This is a genomic window from Bacillus sp. WP8 (assembly GCF_000800825.1).
In the GTDB taxonomy this organism is placed as follows: Bacteria; Bacillota; Bacilli; order Bacillales; family Bacillaceae; genus Bacillus; species Bacillus safensis.
This window is the reverse complement of sequence record NZ_CP010075.1, coordinates 2,775,594-2,796,256: the sequence shown is the minus strand read 5'-3', so window position 1 is coordinate 2,796,256 and position 20,663 is coordinate 2,775,594. Positions and strand designations below refer to the sequence as shown.

At 40.9% G+C, this 20,663-nt stretch carries 20 protein-coding genes and 3 pseudogenes; 20 read left to right on the top strand and 3 right to left on the bottom strand.

Features of this window, described 5'->3' with window-relative positions; translation table 11 throughout:
- The first annotated feature begins 95 nt into the window (after window positions 1-95).
- A complete protein-coding gene (locus tag QR42_RS14220) occupies window positions 96-299 on the top strand; it encodes a spore germination protein (protein WP_235354772.1) in 204 nt (67 codons plus the stop codon).
- A 43-nt stretch (window positions 300-342) separates the two neighbouring features.
- Window positions 343-744, top strand: a complete 402-nt coding sequence (locus QR42_RS14215; protein WP_024423291.1) for a YugN-like family protein — start codon at window positions 343-345, stop codon at window positions 742-744.
- Here the strand turns inward: QR42_RS14215 and QR42_RS14210 are convergent.
- On the bottom strand, window positions 741-1,727 hold the full coding sequence (locus QR42_RS14210) for a potassium channel family protein (protein WP_039181066.1): 987 nt from the start codon (window positions 1,725-1,727) through the stop codon (window positions 741-743). The two genes, QR42_RS14215 and QR42_RS14210, sit on opposite strands and share 4 nt — an antisense overlap.
- Before the next feature lie 126 nt (window positions 1,728-1,853).
- On the opposite strand from QR42_RS14210, the gene QR42_RS14205 reads away from it, so the two are divergent.
- From QR42_RS14205 to QR42_RS14180, 6 genes are all read left to right on the top strand, one after another.
- Window positions 1,854-2,078 (top strand): YuzI family membrane protein, encoded by a 225-nt coding sequence (locus QR42_RS14205; RefSeq protein WP_039181063.1) that lies wholly within the window; start codon window positions 1,854-1,856, stop codon window positions 2,076-2,078.
- An 81-nt stretch (window positions 2,079-2,159) separates the two neighbouring features.
- Entirely contained in the window at window positions 2,160-2,834 is a 675-nt protein-coding gene (locus tag QR42_RS14200; protein ID WP_024423288.1) for a zinc metallopeptidase, read from the top strand.
- A gap of 48 nt (window positions 2,835-2,882) precedes the next feature.
- The gene (locus QR42_RS14195) at window positions 2,883-4,175 is read left to right on the top strand and encodes a hemolysin family protein (RefSeq protein WP_024423287.1); all 1,293 of its coding nucleotides are present in this window, start codon (window positions 2,883-2,885) and stop codon (window positions 4,173-4,175) included.
- A gap of 112 nt (window positions 4,176-4,287) precedes the next feature.
- On the top strand, window positions 4,288-4,689 hold the full coding sequence (locus QR42_RS14190) for a secondary thiamine-phosphate synthase enzyme YjbQ (protein ID WP_039181060.1): 402 nt from the start codon (window positions 4,288-4,290) through the stop codon (window positions 4,687-4,689).
- A gap of 16 nt (window positions 4,690-4,705) precedes the next feature.
- The gene (locus QR42_RS14185) at window positions 4,706-5,743 is read left to right on the top strand and encodes a nitronate monooxygenase (protein WP_039181057.1); all 1,038 of its coding nucleotides are present in this window, start codon (window positions 4,706-4,708) and stop codon (window positions 5,741-5,743) included.
- 16 nt (window positions 5,744-5,759) lie between these two features.
- Window positions 5,760-6,008, top strand: a complete 249-nt coding sequence (locus tag QR42_RS14180; protein ID WP_039181054.1) for a hypothetical protein — start codon at window positions 5,760-5,762, stop codon at window positions 6,006-6,008.
- 21 nt (window positions 6,009-6,029) lie between these two features.
- Here the strand turns inward: QR42_RS14180 and QR42_RS14175 are convergent, their stop codons facing one another.
- On the bottom strand, window positions 6,030-6,770 hold the full coding sequence (locus QR42_RS14175) for a protein-glutamine gamma-glutamyltransferase (protein WP_039181052.1): 741 nt from the start codon (window positions 6,768-6,770) through the stop codon (window positions 6,030-6,032).
- Between the two features lie 99 nt (window positions 6,771-6,869).
- Here QR42_RS14175 and QR42_RS19815 point away from each other — a divergent pair.
- The 8 genes and pseudogenes from QR42_RS19815 to QR42_RS14150 form a co-directional block, all read left to right on the top strand.
- Window positions 6,870-8,000 (top strand): annotated as a pseudogene (locus QR42_RS19815) (cache domain-containing protein); the annotation flags it as partial.
- On the top strand, window positions 7,992-8,942 hold the full coding sequence (locus QR42_RS19810) for a methyl-accepting chemotaxis protein (protein ID WP_369880190.1): 951 nt from the start codon (window positions 7,992-7,994) through the stop codon (window positions 8,940-8,942). The pseudogene QR42_RS19815 and the gene QR42_RS19810, both read left to right, overlap by 9 nt.
- A 125-nt stretch (window positions 8,943-9,067) precedes the next feature.
- Window positions 9,068-10,114: pseudogene (locus QR42_RS19805) on the top strand (HAMP domain-containing protein); the annotation flags it as partial.
- Entirely contained in the window at window positions 10,109-11,059 is a 951-nt protein-coding gene (locus QR42_RS19800) for a methyl-accepting chemotaxis protein (RefSeq protein ID WP_369880188.1), read from the top strand. The pseudogene QR42_RS19805 and the gene QR42_RS19800, both read left to right, overlap by 6 nt.
- Before the next feature lie 172 nt (window positions 11,060-11,231).
- Window positions 11,232-12,269 (top strand): annotated as a pseudogene (locus tag QR42_RS19795) (HAMP domain-containing protein); the annotation flags it as partial.
- Entirely contained in the window at window positions 12,261-13,208 is a 948-nt protein-coding gene (locus tag QR42_RS19790) for a methyl-accepting chemotaxis protein (RefSeq protein ID WP_369880186.1), read from the top strand. The pseudogene QR42_RS19795 and the gene QR42_RS19790, both read left to right, overlap by 9 nt.
- 370 nt (window positions 13,209-13,578) lie before the next feature.
- Window positions 13,579-15,567, top strand: a complete 1,989-nt coding sequence (tlpB, locus tag QR42_RS14155) for a methyl-accepting chemotaxis protein (protein WP_039181042.1) — start codon at window positions 13,579-13,581, stop codon at window positions 15,565-15,567.
- A gap of 90 nt (window positions 15,568-15,657) precedes the next feature.
- Window positions 15,658-16,182 carry a type 1 glutamine amidotransferase domain-containing protein gene (locus QR42_RS14150; RefSeq protein WP_039181039.1) on the top strand — a complete coding sequence of 175 codons (525 nt, stop codon included), beginning with the start codon at window positions 15,658-15,660 and terminating at the stop codon, window positions 16,180-16,182.
- 73 nt (window positions 16,183-16,255) lie between these two features.
- Here QR42_RS14150 and QR42_RS14145 read toward each other — a convergent pair whose 3' ends face one another.
- Window positions 16,256-17,248 carry a Gfo/Idh/MocA family protein gene (locus QR42_RS14145; RefSeq protein WP_039181035.1) on the bottom strand — a complete coding sequence of 331 codons (993 nt, stop codon included), beginning with the start codon at window positions 17,246-17,248 and terminating at the stop codon, window positions 16,256-16,258.
- A 197-nt stretch (window positions 17,249-17,445) separates the two neighbouring features.
- Here QR42_RS14145 and QR42_RS14140 point away from each other — a divergent pair, with 197 nt between their 5' ends.
- The 4 genes from QR42_RS14140 (at window position 17,446) to QR42_RS14125 (ending at window position 20,652) form a co-directional block, all read left to right on the top strand.
- Window positions 17,446-17,838: a DoxX family protein gene (locus tag QR42_RS14140; protein WP_039181032.1), complete on the top strand. Its 393-nt coding sequence runs from the start codon at window positions 17,446-17,448 to the stop codon at window positions 17,836-17,838.
- Between the two features lie 65 nt (window positions 17,839-17,903).
- Window positions 17,904-19,046, top strand: coding sequence for an AI-2E family transporter (locus tag QR42_RS14135; protein ID WP_039181030.1), 1,143 nt, complete (start codon window positions 17,904-17,906; stop codon window positions 19,044-19,046).
- A gap of 127 nt (window positions 19,047-19,173) precedes the next feature.
- Window positions 19,174-20,007: an undecaprenyl-diphosphate phosphatase gene (locus tag QR42_RS14130; protein ID WP_039183288.1), complete on the top strand. Its 834-nt coding sequence runs from the start codon at window positions 19,174-19,176 to the stop codon at window positions 20,005-20,007.
- A gap of 171 nt (window positions 20,008-20,178) precedes the next feature.
- On the top strand, window positions 20,179-20,652 hold the full coding sequence (locus tag QR42_RS14125) for a hypothetical protein (protein WP_024423274.1): 474 nt from the start codon (window positions 20,179-20,181) through the stop codon (window positions 20,650-20,652).
- Window positions 20,653-20,663: the final 11 nt, after the last annotated feature.

Here is a 20,663-nt window from a genome sequence, read left to right as displayed (position 1 = left end):
TTTTCATAAAGGTGTGCCTTTTTTGTTTTCTTCAGGTTCCTGTGCAAGCTTTCCTGTGTACTGTACATAGAATAATAAATGGAGGAGGGTGAAAAATGAGGACGAATCATATTTATATTCATGATATTTCTGGCCAGGCGATCGTGAACTTTGGCAATGTCGGACGCATTTGTTCTAAGAGTGTTACGAAGGAAACAGCAGGTTCTGGCAGCGATAACGAGACGAATCAATCAACCAATCAAAGCTTATTTGATGCCGCGTTTACAAACAATGTACAAATCGCGAGAGGAAATGTATGAATTCCTCTCTTTAACGAACCCTAATAAAAAAGGAGGGTTTCGTATGATTCATGTACCATCCAGGCTGCCTGGTGAAAGCTTTTCACTTTACCATTTAGAAGAAACGATGAAGCCGCTCGGTTATGTCATTAATGGGAACTGGGATTATGATCACGGGTATTTTGATTATAAAATTGATAACCGTGATGGCTATACCTTTCTCAGAGTTCCTTTTACAGCCGAGAAAGGCCAGCTGGATCAGCCAGGTGTTGTGGTGAAAATGGGACATCCATTTCTCTTAAAGCATGTATACCAAGACAAGTTAGATGATCATGCGATGGTTGGAAATGTGGGCGCATCCTTTAACCAATTCCAAGAACCAAAAGAGAAAGATGGAGATGTATCAAAGGCTTATGCTGAGATTGGCTTTTCGCTCGTCAAGGAATTAGAAGACGCACTGCTTTAAAGGCTGATCAGTTCATCCTCTGGATGAAGCTCATAGCCAAAGGGAGGATTCATCATGGGTCCTTCTTTTTTTTGTACGCCAACGATGATCACATGATGCTCTAAAAAGTGATGGAGCGCTGTTAAGAATGTTTCTCCGGCTAATGAAGCTGGTACAGGTATGATCGTGACGTTTTTATGCAAGGTCATTTGTCGTTTTTTTGTTAACGCTGTAAGCTGTTCCTTTATCAGAAAATGTTCAACCATTAAATGATTGACAGCATCAGAGGTATGAATGACTTGGTTGGCACCAGCACGTTCGGCATTTTTCACGTAACGATCTGTTAAGATTTCGATTAAACAATATAGCGAAGGGTTTAAGCCTTTTGCTGCAAGTAAGGTTAAAACACTCTGCATATCGGCTGTCACTTCATTTTCATGCTGATCTGCGGTAATCATCAGTGCATCTGCACCGGTAATATTGGCTTTACGGAGTGTGACGTCTTCGGTCCCATGTCCTTTAATAAAATGAACATTTTCCAAAAGAGGCCCCTCTTTCAAGGAGTCATCAATCAGCACAATCGGCATGGCTGGATCAATCGTTTGAAACGACTGAAGCAGTTTGTTCGTCTTCTCATTCCAGCCGACGATAATCAGGTGTCCTTTCCCTTTAAAGGCTACCTTGCCCTCAACATAATGGTGCTGCTTGCTGAACACGGCGGCGGCAAGTGTGGCGAAATAAGCGGTGACAAAGCTGGCTCCGATAAAAATGAGAGCCATACCCGCCACCTGCCCTGGCATGGTTTGCGGCACAAAATCACCGTAGCCAACCGTAGAGACTGTAATGAGCGCCCACCAGATCCCATCAAAGATCGTATGATACTGCTTCGGTTCAAGTAAAACGATCAATTGTCCAAAAAAAAGAAGCAAGAAACAGATGATGATGGCAATTCGAAGATAAAGCGGCCACCTTAGCCAAGCGATAAAGATACGGTTTGATTTCATCGGACTCTTCCTTTCAGGAGAATGCTAATGTCAGTATGCCCGATTGAGGAAAGATTTTTTCATCTTCGTCATGTATTGAAATAGAACCCATATCTTAAAATAAGGGAGAAGAAGGAGGGAATTCGAATGTCGTTCGTTCAAAAGACCGTACTTCTTTTTATTGGTGTGCACTTTTTATCATCAGCTGTCATCTTACTCGTGTTTGATTTAAATGCTGTGAATCATTTTATGAATGATTTTTCATGGCTGCACTTCTTTCAAGACCTTTATGGTACAGTGACCTTTTATACAGCTTGCTTAGGTGTGTTCTTCTTTTTCATTGGTGCGGTCATTCCCCTGAAAAAGACCTAGTGCTTTTTGCTGTACATGGTACATAAAAGTCATTAAAATTGTAAATAAATATATAAAATAAAAAGGAAGCTGATGAGCATGCTGTTTTTTTATTTTTTAACATTTGCCGCATTGGGATTATCATTTTGGGCACAATTTAAAGTGAAGAATAATTTTGAAAAGTATTCAAAGGTGGAAGCATCCAGTATGAAAACAGGTGCTGAAACCGCTCGATATATTTTAGATCGCAACGGGTTATACGATGTGCCCGTTGAACCGGTAAGAGGAACTTTGACTGATCATTACGACCCGACGCAGCGTGTGGTTCGTTTATCTGAACCTGTGTACTACGGCCACTCCATTTCGGCCATTTCAGTCGCATCACACGAGGTTGGACATGCCTTGCAGCATCAGGAATCCTATGGTGCGCTTGTTTTGAGACATAAGATCTTTCCTGTCGTGAACTTTGCATCTGGTGTTGCTCCGCTTCTTTTCCTTGGTGGAATTTTGCTCAGCAGCCTTAACTTAATCGGGCTTGGGATCATTTTGTTCTCAGCAGCTGTATTCTTTCAGCTTGTGACATTGCCTGTCGAGTTTAATGCAAGTTCACGTGCAAAAGATATCATTGTTTCAGAAGGAATCATTAGAAGCAGTGAAGAAAGAGGCGTGAACAAGGTGTTAAATGCTGCAGCTCTTACGTATGTAGCAGCAGCCCTTGTCTCCCTGTTTGAATTGCTCCGTTTTGTAATGATCTTCCTAAATGGCCGTAATGATTAATTGATGCCAGAGGAGGTGAGCCCTTACCAGTGTTAGGTAAGGGTTTTTTTGTACATTTTAAACGTATTTTTAGTCATATTACTCATTGCTGCGACAGCATTTTTTGTTGTCACTGAATTTGCGATTGTGAAAATTAGAGGCTCTAAAATTAACCAGCTGATTGAAAGCGGTGATAAAAGGGCCATCCATGTTCAAAAGCTGATATCAAATCTAGACGAATATTTGTCCGCCTGCCAACTAGGAATTACCATCACAGCTTTAGGCTTAGGATGGCTGGGTGAGCCGACGGTGGAGCATTTTTTGCATCCGCTTTTTGAAAAAATCGGGCTTCATTCCGCATTAACTGACATCCTTTCGTTTATCATCGCATTTGTGATCATTACGTTTTTACATGTTGTTGTTGGAGAACTCGCGCCTAAAACAATTGCCATTCAAAAGGCAGAGGCCGTCAGCCTTGTGACAGCAAAACCACTCATCTTTTTCTATAAAGTCATGTACCCGTTTATTAAAGCATTAAATGGGGCTGCACGAAGCATCGTGAAATTATTTGGTTATCATTCTGTCAAAGAACATGAAGTGGCGATCAGTGAGGAAGAATTGCGACTCATTTTATCTGAAAGCTATGAGAAGGGTGAGATTAACCAATCTGAGTACAAATATGTGAATAAAATCTTTGAATTTGATAACCGAGTGGCGAGAGAGATCATGATCCCACGTACAGAAATTTCAGCTATAGAGATTGAACAGACCTTAGAAGATGTGACCCATTATATGCTGAACGAAAGGTACACACGCTACCCTGTTATTAAAGAGGACAAAGATCATGTGATTGGAGTTATCAATAGCAAAGATGTATTTAAAGCGAGCTTCCTAAATCAAGATGTATCTATTGAAGACTTAATGCGTCCGGTGATCCGGGTCATTGAAAGCACCCCTGTTCAGGAATTGCTCATTTTGATGCAAAAGGAACGAATCCATATGTCAGTGCTCGTAGACGAATACGGAGGTACAGCGGGACTTGTCACAGTAGAGGACATATTAGAAGAAATTGTCGGAGAGATTCGAGATGAATATGATCAGGATGAAACACCTCACATCGTGAAAAAAGGTGATTTCCATTATGTGATGGATGGGAAAGCATTGATTGATGAAGTAAATGATTTATTGGATTTAGCCATTGAGAATGATGATGTTGATACAATTGCAGGCTGGATGATGACGCATAAATTTGATTTTGACATTGGAGATACGATTGAAGCAGAAGGCTGTGAATTTACGATCATTGATGCTGAAGACCACCATATTCGAACCATTGAAGTCAAAAAGGTTCACTTTTCTTAAAAACCTCGTACTGCTTGACGAGGTTTTTTTGCTTGGTAAACTTTAGGTAAGAAGATTTGTTTCACATAAAAAGGGTATGAATTTATAGAAACGTCAAAAAGGGGCAGCTCATATGAAAAAAATCAATGTACAAACAGACAGACGCGATGACATGATCGACGTCACACACGAGGTTCTCCAATATGTCAGGGAAACAGGCATACAAAACGGAACTGTCATCGTCTATTGTCCACATACAACAGCAGGGATCACCATTAATGAAAATGCGGATCCAGATGTGAAACGGGATATGCTTCGCCGGCTTGATGAAGTCTTCCCGTGGGAACATCCAAAGGACCGCCATATGGAAGGGAATACGGCAGCGCATATGAAAGCGAGTTATATGGGGGCGTCTCAGCATGTTCTCATTCATGATGGAGATCTTGTACTTGGCACGTGGCAGGGAATCTATTTCTGTGAGTTTGACGGGCCGAGACATCGTCATTTTTATGTACAAGTATCGTCAAACGAGTAAGAGATGGGGGAAGTAAATGGGGGATATCAAAAAGTTACTGCAGATTGAACATGGAATCATCCAAGCGCCAATGGCAGGAGGAGCTGTGACACCGCAGCTGGCAGCCGCAGTTTCGGAATACGGAGGGCTTGGCAGCCTGGCAAGTGGATATGTGCAGCCTGACCATTTAAGACAGCAGATTAGACAGGTCAAACACCTGACATCTCGCCTGTTTCAGGTCAATGTGTTTGTACCAGAGCCAATTCCAGAAGTGAAAAAAGAGGATGTGGCATTTTGGGAAAAGAGACTGCCTGCACGCCCGTCAGCAGATAGGATGCCAAGCGAAGAAGAATTGTGGGATGATTTTGAACAAAAAATCAACATTCTTCTGGAAGAAGACGTTCCGATTGTTTCCTTTACATTTGCCTGTCCAAAAGAACAAACGATTCACCGCTTAAAACAAAAGGGAATCTTTTTAATCGGAACGGCCACAACAAAAGAGGAAGCACTGCTTTTAGAGGAAAAAGGAATGGATGCTATTGTTCTGCAAGGAAGTGAAGCAGGGGGGCATCGCGGCACATTTTTACGGGCAAAAGGAGACGCACTGCTGGGACTGATCAGTCTGATCTCTGATGTCAAACCGCTCTGCCGCGTGCCATTGATTGCTGCCGGAGGTATCACGGACCGAGCAGGTGTGAAAGCAGTGCTGGCGCTTGGAGCAGATGCGGTTCAAATCGGCACAAGGTTTTTAGCCAGCCAGGAAAGTGCTGCGGCAGAGGTATACAAGAAGGCCATTTTACAGGCAGAAGGCAGTGAAACAAGGGTGACAAGGCTTTTTTCTGGGAAAAGAGCGAGAGGCATTGTGAATCAGTGGATGGAGGATGAAAGCCTGCATGAAGATAGGGTTCTTCCTTATCCGGTTCAGCATGTATGGACAACACCGATGCGAAAAGCAGCTGCTGCCGGCGGTAACCCTGAACAAATGGCTTTGTGGGCAGGACAGGGCGTTGGGCGTATTCGCTCGATTTTAACCGTTGAAGACATCATGCACGAACTGACGCAGATAAAATCATGACGGGGGGTGTGACAGGATGGACATCTTAAAACATTCCTACCGAAAAAAAGGTCAGATTGAATTCTGGTTTGATGATTTTCCTCATTCTCCTGCCGTCCTTACGCCCATTCGTCACTACTATTTTGTTCGATACGTGAAGTGGAGCAGGCACGATCCACCGGTCACAAGAAAAGATTTAGAAGAAATGGAGATCCTTGCGAACACGTTGCTTGGCACACTCCAAAATTATCGTAAGCGCAAGGCATACAAAAGCCCCTTGTCATAACCAATAGACAAGAGGCTTTTTTTAGCTGCCAAACATTTGCCTGAGATAAATCACATCCATCCGGGTAGTCTGCGGTAATAAATAAGCGGATTGAACTGCACCTGGCCGTCTTCTCTTATTCAGTTTGTCGATAATTTCTGCCGCTGTTAAAATTCCAAGCCCATGACCGTAATATTGATCTTCTCCTAAGTAAATCACATTTTCCCCGCGCCACTGCGACTGCTGATAGCTAAACTCTGGATTTTCGAAATATAAACAATCCCCATAGATAAAATCATTTCCGCGCTCTGTATAAATTGACAAAGTATCATAGTGCCAGTCATACAGTGTTAAACTGCGAAGTCTTCGGTTAAACTTCTCCTCTCCTACTGTTTGCAAGACCCCCATATAAAACACAATGACAATCGCGGTTGCGCATTCAAATGCATATTTTGAACCATTTTCAAAAATGTCTTTAATGCCTCTAGATGGCTCCACTTGATAGCGCAGCTCTAATGCTCCTGCTTCCGATACACGCCAAAACGCATCATTTGCACGCGATCTTTGAAAGATGGCAAATGAGGCACCGCTTTTATTCAAATCTCTTGCAGCATTCATAATGTTTGATCTTAAAGTGACCTCAAATAACAAATCAGATGCTTGCCTATAGCGGAACGTACCATTCGAGGCCTGTAACTGCATCAAAATGATCCGCTTTTGTCCTTCTAGCTGAAACGATGCCAGCTGCTCATTAGTCACTGGCTGTCCTGAAAGGATAATCATATGAAAAGCGCCCCCTTTAGTATTAGCGTATGCAGGGTGCTTGGGCAAGGAATCAATTTGTGAAAATAAACAAAAAGTCATCCTTTTTATTTGAAAAACATGAAAATAATATCAAGCCGTCCGATATATAAAATAACGTTTAAAAGGAGGAAAAACATGAAAAGTGTCATAAAATGGTTGAAAAAACCATCGATTTCTAAAAGATTGATTATTTCATTCACACTTGTTCTCGTCTTGCCCATTATTACACTCAGTACGATTTCATATCAGATTGCCAAAGAAGAACTAGATCATGAAATCATGTACGGAGCAAATGCAAGAGTCAATGAACTGAATGACATGATCGAGCAAAAGCTTTCGAATAAGGAAAAAGCGGTGAAACTCTTTGCTGAAACATCTACTGCTGCAGACTTTAAAAAGAAAAACCAGGACGAACTGTATGAGCATTTTGAAATATACAGCAAAATCAATGAAGATGATGTAGTAGGTTTTTATGCAGCAAGTAAAAATCGTGATTTCATTCAGTTTCCTAAAGTAGACATACCAAAAGGCTATGATCCAACAACACGTGATTGGTATCAACTAGCGATGCAGGATGAAAAAGGTGAGCCTGTTGTCTCCAATCCATACATTTCTGCCACAACAAACGGAAAGGGCTCTTCCAAAACAAACGGCATGGTTGTCACGATTGCTCAGCGACTGAAGGATGGGTCGGGAGTCATCGGAATCGATATTGATGTGCAAGACATTGTAAATAAAATAAAAGATATTAAAATTGGACGAGAAGGATATCCAATTATTGCAAATAAAAACAAACAAATTGTAGCCCATCCAGAAGAAAAATCAGGATCTAAGGTCACAGAAAATATTTCATCTATCCTTTACAGCGGCAAAGAAGGAACATCAACTTATGAGAATAAAGGAGAACAAAAACGCCTCGTTTTTGTAACAAATGATTTAACAGGTTGGAAAATTGCTGGAACGATGTTTGTCTCAGAAACAGAAGAAGCAGCACAGCCAGTTTGGAATTCTGCCATTATTCTTTTAATTTCTTCATTTATCCTTGGTGGTGTCGCTATCTTCTTCATCGTTCGCTCGATCACAATTGGACTGAGAAGGCTTGTTGATTTCTCAGAAAAAGTGAGTGAAGGGGATTTAACAGAAACCCTCGAAACGAAATCGAAGGATGAAATAGGAGATCTCACAAGAAGTTTCAGCAAGATGAGTGAATCTCTTCGTGACGTCATTCGTGCTGTACAGCAATCTGTCGACAATGTGGCTTCGGCTTCAGAGGAGCTGACGGCAAGTGCCAGTCAAACGAGTCAAGCAACAGAGCATATCACGATGTCGATTGAACAATTTTCAAATGGAAATGAAGCACAAAACGAGAAAGTAGAATCTAGTACGAATCAGCTTGTGGCAATGAACGAAGGATTACAAGATATGTCACAAACCTCATCTGAAGTAGCTGCTGTCTCACTTCAATCAACAGAGGCGGCTGGTCAAGGCGGGCGAATTGTTGAAAGCACAGCGAGCCAAATGAAACATATTGATACATCCGTACAAGAAGCAGAACAGGTCATGAAAGAATTAGAATACAAGTCTAAAGATATTACGAGTATTTTAAATGTCATTAACGGCATTGCGGATCAAACAAACTTACTTGCGCTTAATGCAGCAATCGAAGCAGCAAGAGCAGGTGAATCAGGACGCGGCTTCTCCGTCGTTGCCGAAGAAGTGCGAAAACTAGCTGTCCAATCCGCAGATTCAGCGAAAGAAATTGAGAAGCTTATCCAAGAAATTGTGTTAGAAATTGCTAAATCTCAAGATATGTTCAAAGCAGTCAATCGAGAAGTAAACGCAGGGCTCGGTATGACAGAAGAAGCTAAAGAAAGCTTCCAGCACATTTATGAGGCGGCAGAAGGAATGTCGAAAAAACTGTCACAATTAAACGATACAGCCATTGACCTATCGAGCGGTTCAAAGCTTGTTTCACAAGCGATGCAGGAAATGCGCCAAGTCTCAAGAGAAAGCGCAGCAAACATTCAGGACATTGCGGCTTCAGCAGAAGAGCAGCTAGCATCTATGGAAGAAATCACGTCTTCTTCTGTAACACTTGCTAACATGGCAGAGGAGCTAAAAGAGCTCACAAGTCAATTTAAAATTAATTAAATAATGATGAAAAAATATCCAGAATTGTCTGGGTATTTTTTTTATTTTTAAACGTCATTTCCAGTCTCTAAAAATACACCTTTCATCCGATATTAACTTTAGAGAAGTAAAGGGGGAAAGTTAAAATGGGAAAAATGATCCAATGGTTCAAAAAACCATCCATTTCAAAAAAATTAATCATTGCCTTCTTGGTAGTTCTTATCCTGCCAACCGTGGCACTGACAATTAGTGCGTTTTTTACATCAAAGACAGAGCTAGACAAACAGATTATGGGCAGTGCGATGAGTCAGGTCAATGCATTTGATACCTTAATCAATGAGAATATTGGAAACAAATCAGATGCTGTGACACTGTTCTCAGATTCACTCAAAGCGTCTAATCTTCAAGAAAAAAATAGAAATGCAACCATTAAAGAATTACAGCAATTTGGAAAAATTAATGAAAAAGATGTTTCTGCGATCTATGCAGGCTCTGAAAAGGGATTGTTTATGCAATACCCAGTCCAAAAGATGCCGGATGGCTACGATCCAAGAGAACGTCCTTGGTATCAAGAGGCATTGAAAGCAGAAAACGGCAAACAAGTCATCACAAAACCATATGTAGCAGCATCCACAGGCAAAATGGTGATCACAATTGCCCAAAAAACGAAAGATGGTTCAGGTGTCATTGGTCTTGATATGGAAATTGACAGCCTGCTCCAAAAACTAAAAGAAATCAAAATTGGGCAAAAAGGCTATGCTTTCATGATGGAGAAAGATCAAACGGTTTTAGCAGATCCAACCCAAAAGTCAGGAAGTCAGGTCAATGAAAATCTGGCCAGTATTATTTATAAAAACAAAGAAGGAAGCGGCAGCTATACCCTCAAAGGAACAGATAAAAAGGTTGCATATGTCACCAATGAATTAACCGGCTGGAAAATTGGTGGAACGATGCTCGTATCTGAAGTAGAAGAAGCGGCAAAGCCCGTTTTCAATACTGCCATTATCGTATTCAGTGTCACACTCATTGTAGCAGGAACCCTTATTTTCTTTATCGTCCGCTCTATTTCAAAAAGATTATCCAATCTTGCCCGTTTCTCGAAAAAAGTCAGCGATGGTGATTTGCGCGATAAGCTTCAGATCCAGTCAGATGACGAAATTGGACAAGTTGGGAAAGGCTTTAATACGATGATTGATTCATTGAGATCCCTCATTGGAGCCGTTCAAACTTCAGTCGAAAATGTCGCATCTTCATCAGAAGAACTGACTGCCAGTGCAGGACAGACAAGTAAAGCAACTGAGCATATTACACTAGCCATTGAACAATTCTCCAGCGGAAATGAAAGCCAAAATGATAAAGTCGAATTGAGCTCAGTCGAGTTAGAGGAAATGAACCGTGGTCTTCAAAATATGAATGAATCGGCTGAGTCTATTACGGCTTCATCGATCAAATCAACAGATATCGCAGGAGAAGGCGGACAGCTTGTTGAAAAAACGGCTTCTCAAATGAATGTCATTGATCAGTCCGTGAAAAAAGCAGAGAACGTCATCAGGGCGCTTGAAAATAAATCTAAAAACATTACCCAAATTCTCGGTGTCATCAATGGAATTGCCGATCAAACGAATTTACTTGCACTAAATGCAGCAATTGAGGCAGCAAGAGCTGGTGAATCTGGCAGAGGATTCTCCGTTGTAGCAGAAGAAGTAAGAAAACTTGCGGTTCAATCTGCTAACTCGGCAAAAGAAATTGAGAATTTGATCAATGAAATCGTGCAAGACATCGACGTATCCCAGGAAGTATTCACTGCGGTGAATCGAGAAGTTCAATCAGGCCTAAGCTTCACTGAACAAACGAAAGTAAGCTTCCACAATATTTTCGACATGACAAAAGAAATTTCTAACCAGCTTCAAACAATGAATCAAACCGTTGTCCAGCTTTCAAAAGGCTCTGCACATGTGTCAGAGGCTGTTCGTGAGATCGCAGACGTATCACGTGAAAGCTCAGCAAATATTCAAGACATTGCTGCTTCAGCAGAAGAACAACTGGCATCAATGGAAGAAATCAGCTCATCCTCTGCCACACTCTCTTCGATGGCAGAAGAATTACGCGATTTAATTAGCAAGTTTAAAGTTGAATAGACATGAAGAAAAGAGCCTCCAACTAGAGGCTCTTTTTATTTATTGAATAAAAAGAAATAGGTAATTGTACTTATTTTTTGGGTTTTTTGAACATTATTCCTTGAAAAATAATTCATATTACCTAAGAATAGAAGAGAAAGACCACAAATCATAAATCAAAAGGAGTAGAGTTATGAAAAAAATCAACTTTTTTAAGCACTTTACGATGTCGAAGAAATTAATTACTGCATTTTTAGCGATTCTCCTAGTGCCAATTCTCGTATTGGCCGCATTTTCTTATGAAGTGGCATCAAAGTCTCTCAATGATGAGATTATGTCTAGCGCTGCAAATGGTGTTCAACAATTAAATGAACTCATTAATAAAGATATACAGCCTAAAATTGACATTGTTTCATACTTATCCAAATCGGTCAAAAAGAGTGAATTGGCTGCTAAAAACAAAGATTTACTCAAAGTGAAATTAGAGCAATTATCGGAAACAGATGACGATGTAGTAGAAGTATTTGTTGCAGATCAAAATGGTAAACTAACTGAATATTCCGAGATACACAAAGATAATGCAAAGAGCGCAAAAAATGAACCATGGTTTCAGCAATCGATGGGAGATAAGAAACTCATTATTTCAGATCCTTTTACAAGTAAGTCATCTGATGACCTGCTCATCACAATATCAGAACAATTAGCAGATGGATCTGGTGTGATCGGGGTAAATGTACGATTAAATACGGTTATAAAAGATACAAACAGCATCAAAATTGGCCAAGAAGGCTATGCGTTTATCGCCACCTCAGATCAGCGTTATGTTGCCCATAAAACCGATAAGGCTGGGACAAAGCTGACTGGTGACTTTATCTCGAAATTGTATGATAAAAAACAAGGCAGCTTTGAATATGAATACAATGGCCAGCCGAAGCAAATGTTTTTTGACACAAATGAAGCAACAGGCTGGAAGCTTGCTGGAACGATGTATGTGAATGAAGTAAAAAAAGCCGCTCAGCCAGTGCTCGACTTAACAATGATCATCCTTGCGGCTGCGATTGTCATTGGCGGAATCGCGGTTTATTTTATTATTAAATCGATTCGAAAGCCACTGATAGAGCTCTCTGAATCGGCTGAGAAAATCAGTCAAGGTGATTTGACCCAGCATATTGAAGTTCGTACGCACGATGAAATAGGTAAACTTGCGCAAAGCTTTAACGACATGTCAGCAAAGCTGAAACAAGTCATTCAAGCTGTTCAAAATTCGATTGAAAATGTGGCTGCTTCGTCTGAAGAATTAACGGCAAGTGCAGGACAGACAGCTCAAGCGACCGAGCATATCACATCCTCTATTGAACAGTTCTCAAACAGCACTGAACATCAAAATGATATGATCGAAAAAAGCTCAGTCCAGTTAAACGAAATGGATCGCAGCCTATCGCATATGGTCGACACGACCTCTCATATGATGGAATCGTCGATCGAATCGAGCAAAACCGCTCAGGCTGGAGGAGAACTCGTTCAAAAAACAGCAGGTCAAATGCAAACCATTGAGCAGGCAGTAAAAGAAGCAGAGCTTGTCATTGCAGGTTTAGAGCAGAAATCAAAGGATATTACAAATATTCTGGGGGTCATCAACGGTATTGCGGATCAAACGAATCTCCTTGCTTTAAATGCTGCGATCGAAGCTGCACGAGCAGGTGAAGCAGGCAGAGGCTTCTCTGTTGTCGCAGAAGAAGTCCGCAAGCTGGCAGAGCAGTCAGGAAGCTCTTCAAAAGAAATTGAAAGCCTGACGAACGAAATTGTGGAGGAAATAGAAAAATCGCAGAAAATGTTTAAACAAGTAGCAGGGGAAGTACAGTCTGGATTAAACATTACAGATGAAACAAAAGTGAGTTTCGAGAAAATCACTGATAAAACATCAGAAATGACAGAACAAATGAAACAAATGAACGGATCAGCCAAAGAGCTATCGCATGGCTCAAATGATATTTCTCATGCGGTGAATCAAATCAAAGAGCTCTCAAGAGAAAGCTCAGCAGGCTTCCAAGATATCGCAGCTTCAGCAGAAGAACAGCTTGCATCTATGGAAGAGATCAGTTCTTCCTCTGCCACTTTATCTCAGATGGCAGAAGAACTAAGAGAGCTCATTAAACAATTTAAAATGTAAGAGAGTAGCGAAACACCTGACGCCAAAACGTCAGGTGTTTCAGCGTGTAGACAAACCCTCGCATTCGGTTTCAGGTCTGCGCGCCGGTGCTCACGAATGTCAAATGTGCTCCGCTCCGGTGCTCGTCCTTCCTAGGACTGCAAAGGTTTTCTATCACGCTGAAAAGAAGACAAAGGGCTAAAATCAAGAACATTTTAGCCCTTTGTCAACCATCTTAAGCACCTGACGCCAAAACGTCAGGTGTTTTTCCATTCAATGCATATAAATTGGGTAATTTGGACTTATTTAGACTTTAATAAGTTAAAAAAGTAAAGAACCTAGTAGTACTTCCGATATATATACTATCTTACTAAAAGGAGTTTTCTTTTTTATGAAATTTTTACAGTATTTCAGAAAGCCATCTATTTCAAAAAAGCTCGTATTCTCTTTCTTATTTATTCTTTTATGCCCAATCATCGTATTGGCATTCTCTTCATATCATACGGCAAGCACCTCCTTAAATGATCAAATTATGCAAAGCGCAAAGGAAAATGTAGAACAGCTAGATAAAAATATTACGAAGGTTGTAAAAGTGAAAACAGACGCAGCCGATTTCTTTAGCAAATGGATCACGGAGAAAAAGCTCAAGCAAAAAGGCACGACCGATATTCAAGGACGCTTTGAGCAGTTCATGAGTATGAATGATGACACAGAAGGTATTTTTGTCGCTTCAAGTGACGGCAAAGTGTTTTCAAGATATCCTAATCAAAAAATGCCTGCCGATTATGTCGCAACTGAGCGGGATTGGTATAAAGACGGCTGGGCGAAAAACGGCGAGCTGTCTATTTCAGCACCATATGCAACGGCATCAACCGGTACGCTGGTGGTGACGATTTCTAAAAAACTAGAGGATGGATCAGGCGTCATCGCGATGAACCTAGACATTGCGAATCTAGTAAAAGAGTCCAATAGCATTAACATTGGGAAACAAGGCTATGCCTTTATTGGAAGTCCGGACCGCACATATGTGGCACATCCAAAGAAAAAAGCAGGAACGAAATTATCTGGTGAATGGTTAGAAAAAATGTACTCACAAGATAACGGATCTATGAGTTATATGTTTGAAGGGAAAGAAAAGCAAATGGAGTTCACGACAAACAAGGCGACTGGCTGGAAGATTGTCGGGACGATGTTTGTCAGTGAAGTAGAAGAAGCTGCACAGCCAGTTTTTAATATGGCCGCCATCATTTTAGCCGGCGCGCTTATCATTGGCGGGATTCTGATCTTCTTTATCATCCGTTCCATTACAAAACCACTTTCCACTCTTGTCTCTTCTTCGAAGAAGATCAGTCAGGGAGATTTGACAGAAAAAATTGATGTCCACTCAAAAGATGAAATTGGACAGCTTGGCACAAGCTTTAATGAAATGAGTGAGTCTCTAAGAGATGTCATTCAAGCTGTACAAACATCTGTTGAGAATGTCGCTTCATCATCTGAAGAACTGACGGCAAGTGCAGGTCAAACAACAAAAGCAACCGAACATATTACATCGTCTATTGAAACATTCTCAAACGGCAATGAAAATCAAAGCGAAATGGTGGAGCAAAGCGCAGTTCATTTAAAACAAATGAATGAAGGACTGAACGAAGTTGCCGAAACGTCTGATGTCATCACAGCGTCATCTGTTCAATCAAAAACAGTTGCAGAAACAGGCGGTCAACTTGTGGAGCAAACTGTCGGCCAAATGAAGACGATTGACCATTCAGTGAAAGAAGCTGAAGGCGTGATCAACGGACTCGAGCATAAATCAAAAGATATCACAAACATCCTAGGCGTGATTAACGGCATAGCGGATCAAACGAATTTACTTGCACTAAATGCCGCAATTGAAGCAGCACGCGCAGGCGAGTCAGGCAGAGGCTTCTCCGTTGTTGCGGAAGAAGTGCGTAAACTAGCGGTTCAATCATCAGATTCAGCAAAAGAGATTGAAAAGCTTGTGAATGAAATCGTCTCTGAAATTGAAACATCTCAAAATATGTTCAAAGCAGTGAATGAAGAAGTAAAGAACGGTCTTACTATTACAGATCAAACGAAAGAAAGCTTCTCACAAATAAATGAGCAAACAGCGGAAATCGCAGCAAGAATGAACGAAATGAATACAACGGTGCGCGAGCTGTCGAAAGGATCTGAGCAAATTTCTAAAGCAGTGAATGAAATTGCAGATGTATCGAGAGAGAGTTCAGCAAGCATCCAAGATATCGCAGCTTCAGCAGAAGAACAGCTTGCTTCGATGGAAGAGATTAGTTCTTCATCCACGACTCTTTCCCAAATGGCGGAAGAATTACGCGATTTAATTAAAAAATTCAAGATCAGTGAATAAGGTCAAGTGGTTCTCCTCGAGGGGAACCGCTTTTCTTTTTAAGAGATCATCTCGTACAATAGAGGAAATTGAAAAAAGAGGAGAGATAGTATGCGTTTATTAGATAAGAAGGTCATTGCGTTTGTCAGTGATGATTTTGAAGATTTAGAGCTGTGGTATCCAGTTCTGCGTTTAAGAGAAGAAGGGGCGACTGTCCATCTTGTAGGTGAAAAAGCAAATCATGAGTACATCGGGAAGTATGGTGTGCCGGCGGTATCTGATGCAGATTTTTATTCCATTCAAGCTGATGATTATGATGCTGTGCTTGTCCCTGGCGGATGGGCGCCTGATAAACTGCGCCGTTATCCAGAAGTATTAGACATCGTCCGTACATTTGATGCGAAGGCAAAACCAATCGGACAGATTTGCCATGCCGGCTGGGTGCTGATTTCAGCAGGAATCCTGAAAGGCAGACAAGTGACAAGTACACCTGGTATTAAAGATGATATGACAAATGCCGGTGCGGACTGGTTTGATGAGGCGGTCGTCACAGATGGCCACCTCATCTCCAGCAGACGTCCGCCGGACCTTCCGCCGTATGTGAAAGCATTTGCGGATGTGTTAGCGGCAAAATAAGCGACTGACACGAAACGTAAAAAACAAAGGGCGAACCAAAAAATAATTCGCCCTTTGTTCATCATTTTATGCCCTATACATTTTGTCTGTCGGCAGGATACATCACGCCCATTTGTCTTCTTGCTTCGTCCATGACGGACATGGTTTGAACAGATAACGCAAATGTATTGATCGGAGACTGCCCCATTCCCTGCTGAATGCACTCAATAAAATGATTGATTTCATAAGACATAGCTGGCTGATCATCTTTGAGCGAGATGTCAGTTTGATGTCCGTCACGATGATGTATCGTGATTCGTGAAGGCCGGTGGAATTGATCAATCACCATCGTGGCATCCTCGCCTTGAATTTCAGCCGATAAATGAGACGTTGAAATTTTAGAATGAAAAAGAAGTGCTTGATGCCCGTCATACTGTAAAAGGACTGAACCGTTCCCATCTACACCAGAGGAAAGCTTATAGCCTCTCGCGGTGATTTGATTCGGCAGACCAAATAAGGATATGACTGGATAAATGAGGTACACCCCGATATCCATTAACGAACCATTGGATAACTCCGGCTTAAAGGCATTTGGAAGCTCGCCGTTTCGATAGGCATCGTATCTTGAGGAATATTTACAGTAATGCGCGACCACTTGCCTGATAGGTCCAAGCTGATCAAGGTGCTGTTTGATTTGCAGAAAGTTTGGCAGAAATGTCGTTTTCATCGCTTCCATCAAACACACTTGATGTTTTTTTGCTGCGGCAATCATTTCTTCCACTTCTTTTCGATGAGAGGCGAATGGTTTTTCGCATAAAACATGCTTTTGATGCTCCATCATCAACATAGCTTGCTCTTTATGAAGGGCATTTGGACTCGCAATATACACGGCATCGAACGTATCACTTTCCGCCATTTGTTGTAAGTTCGTAAAAACCGTCTCAATCCCGTATTTTTCGGCAAAGGCCTGTCCTTTTTCAGCGGACCGTGAATAGACGGCTGTACATGTAAAGTCAGCGATTCCTTCACCAGCTTGTAAGAACCGATCTGTAATCCAGTTCGTTCCGATGACAGCAAATCGAATCATGTGATTCCCTCCTTCTGCTTTCCTCTGATTATACATGCTTTGAAAGCGTTTGTATGAAAGAATATTCTTTTTATTGAAAAGCGGATGAAACCTTTATATAGGCTGATGCGTCTTACATAAAGGATATAAATGTACGAAAAGTGGGTAGTTTCTTCCTTCTTCGGGTAATACTCAGGATAGAAGGGAGAGGAGGAAACATGAAGCGCGTCCTGCATATAGGAAGTACATACACCTTTGCGCTTTTATTCATAGTGGCTGGTATTTTTCATGTAATAGAGCCGGGCGGCTTTGCTCGCATGATGCCAGGCTGGCCATTTCCATATGTAATGGTCTATGTGACTGCATGTCTTGAATGGCTGCTGGCCGTGCTGCTGCTTTTGCCGAATTCCAGGATTGCAGCGGCAAAATTCATTGCTGTCTATCTTGTACTCATTTTCCCGGCAAACTTATTTGCTGCACGTGAGGGAATACCATTTCCAGGTCAAGAAAATACAGAACAAGCTTTGCTATGGATAAGACTTATTGGACAGCCGATTCTCATTGTATGGGCGATGTCTATTGCAAAATGGGAAAAAAAGCTGAAACAATGATCACCATCTCATGATCAAGTAGTGTACAATTTACTCATAAAATAGCCCGTGTTTGGAGGAACGATATGAATTCTATGCAAATGTGGAGCAGTCGATTTAGAAAATTTTTTCTTGATAACAAGTTTGTTCTCTTTTTACTCGTCCTGTTATTAATCGGATTGAATATTCTTGTTTTCATGAAAACATCATTTATTTTCACACCGCTCATTGTACTCGTCAAAACCATTGCCTTACCGATTATTTTAACGGGGGTCGTGTATTATTTATTAAATCCAATTGTCAACTTGTTAGAGAAAGCAAGAATCAAGCGGATCTATTCCATTTTGCTTTTATATCTTGTCATTATTGGGATTATTACAGTGACCATCGTGTCTATTATTCCTTTTTTACAAGCTCAAACCATGAGTCTATTTCATAATCTTCCGAAATACGTCGATACAGTAGAAGAACAAATTAGACAATTAACGGGAAGTAACTTTATTAATCAAGTGCAAAAAACGATGAACTTTAATGTGTCTGAATTGGTAAGTAAAGCATCTAGTCAAGCGACGAAGATTTTGGAAAGCACCTTTACCGGTGTAGGAACATTCTTAGGGGCGCTCACAGAAGTTATCATCTCGATCGTGACGGTGCCGTTCATTCTGTTTTATCTATTAAAAGACGGCAAAAAGCTGCCTGACTATTTCTTGAAATTCATTCCAAATAAAATGAGAGAACATACACATATCGTGCTTCACGAAATGAACCACCGGCTGAGCTCGTATATTCGCGGACAGATTATTGTCAGCTTCTGTATCGGTGTTCTTCTGTTAATCGGTTATATGATCATTGGACTTGACTATGCGTTGCTGCTTGCTATCATTGCGGCATGTACAAGCGTAGTACCTTACCTTGGTCCAACAATTGCGATTACACCAGCGATTGTGATTGCACTTGTGACGTCACCAGTGATGCTTTTAAAACTCATTATTGTCTGGACAGTTGTTCAGCTCATTGAAGGTAAATTTATTTCGCCTCAGGTGATGGGGAAAAACCTTCATATTCACCCAATTACGATTATTTTTGTTCTATTAACAGCTGGTAAATTGTTCAGCGTCATCGGCATCATTGTCGCTATTCCGACGTATGCCGTTCTGAAGGTTATCACAACCCACTTGTTTGATTGGTTTAAAATGCGGTCCAATTTGTATAAAGAAGAAAAGGTTTGATGTCATAATCTTTTTTTGAAAAAAATATAGTATCATAAAGACGAGCTTTCGATAAAGGAAGCTTGTCTTTATGTGGACATAGATGTTTGGCGTGTTCAAAAGATCAGAATTGAAAGGAAAGAAAATCATGAATCTATGGGATTTATTCGTGGCACTGGTTTTAGGAATTGTCGAAGGATTAACAGAGTACGCACCTGTTTCATCTACAGGTCACATGATCATTGTCGATGATCTTTGGTTAAAATCAAAGGAAATTATTACGCCAGAAGCGGCTAACACATTTAAAGTCGTGATTCAGTTAGGCTCTATTTTAGCTGTCATGATCGTGTTTAAAGATCGTATTTTAAACTTATTGGGCTTAAAGAAAAATATCACCGAAGAACAAAAGCGCAGCGGGCATAAGCTGACCATCGCCCAAATTGCTGTTGGACTTGTTCCAGCCGTCATTTTAGGATTCTTATTTGAAGATTATATTGATAAATACTTATTTGACGTCAGAACGGTCGCTGTCGGTTTGATTTTAGGGGCAGTGCTGATGCTTGTCGCTGACTGGATCAATAAACGGAAAACAGAAACAAGCTCTGTCGATAACATGACGTACAGACAGGCGCTTTATATTGGACTGTTTCAATGTTTGGCATTATGGCCAGGCTTCTCGCGCTCAGGTTCGACGATCGCAGGCGGGGTTATTCTTGGTTTGAATCACCGTGCTGCGGCAGACTTTACATTTATCATGGCGATGCCGATTATGGCGGGAGCAAGCCTGTTAACCCTTGTGAAAAATGCTGAATATTTAACAACAGACATGCTGCCATTCTTTATCGTCGGCTTTGTGAGTGCGTTTGTTGTGGCTCTCTTTGTTGTTCGATTCTTCCTAAAACTGATCAATAAAATCAAACTGGTGCCTTTTGCGATATACCGAATTATCCTAGGTGTGATTTTATTTATCCTGTTCATGTAATACTGTAAACTACTCTTTTATAAAGAGTAGTTTCTTTGTTATTTCGCCTAATTAAACAGTAAAAACACCCTCTTAATTGGTAGAATAAGAATTTTTTTCATAAAATAGTGTTTAAGAGACAGAGAAAGGGGTAGTACATAAACATACCAATTAAAGGAGGAGTTAGAAAATATGAGAAAAACAAGTAAAATGTTTGTTGGTTCTGTCATCGCTACGTCAATGATTGCTGCCCCTCTATCTCTTACGACTTTTGGTCAAACGGCTGAAGCTGCTACAACAACAGGTGTTGATGGAAGTGTCTCAATTGATCCAGTAGCCATTGCCGATAAAATTGAACAAGCAGTAAAATCATCTCAAAATCGTGATGGATTCGTAAAAAACGCGGCATACAGTGCGTTCTATGAAGCAGGTCAAAACTACAACGTAGTTGTCCAAAACTTAAGCCAAGATCACGACTTTAGCGGTCTGAACAATGTTGTCTACTATGATAGTGTTGAATATGACGGTATTACGTTTGGGATTTGGGTATTTGAAGATGGTACGTTTGTCAACAATGGTGACGGTGGATATATTAACTGGACGTTTGTTGGCAGCTTTGACCGAGAAGATGGAAGCGGAACTGTCGATTTTCATAAAAGATTCTAATCTTAGAAGTC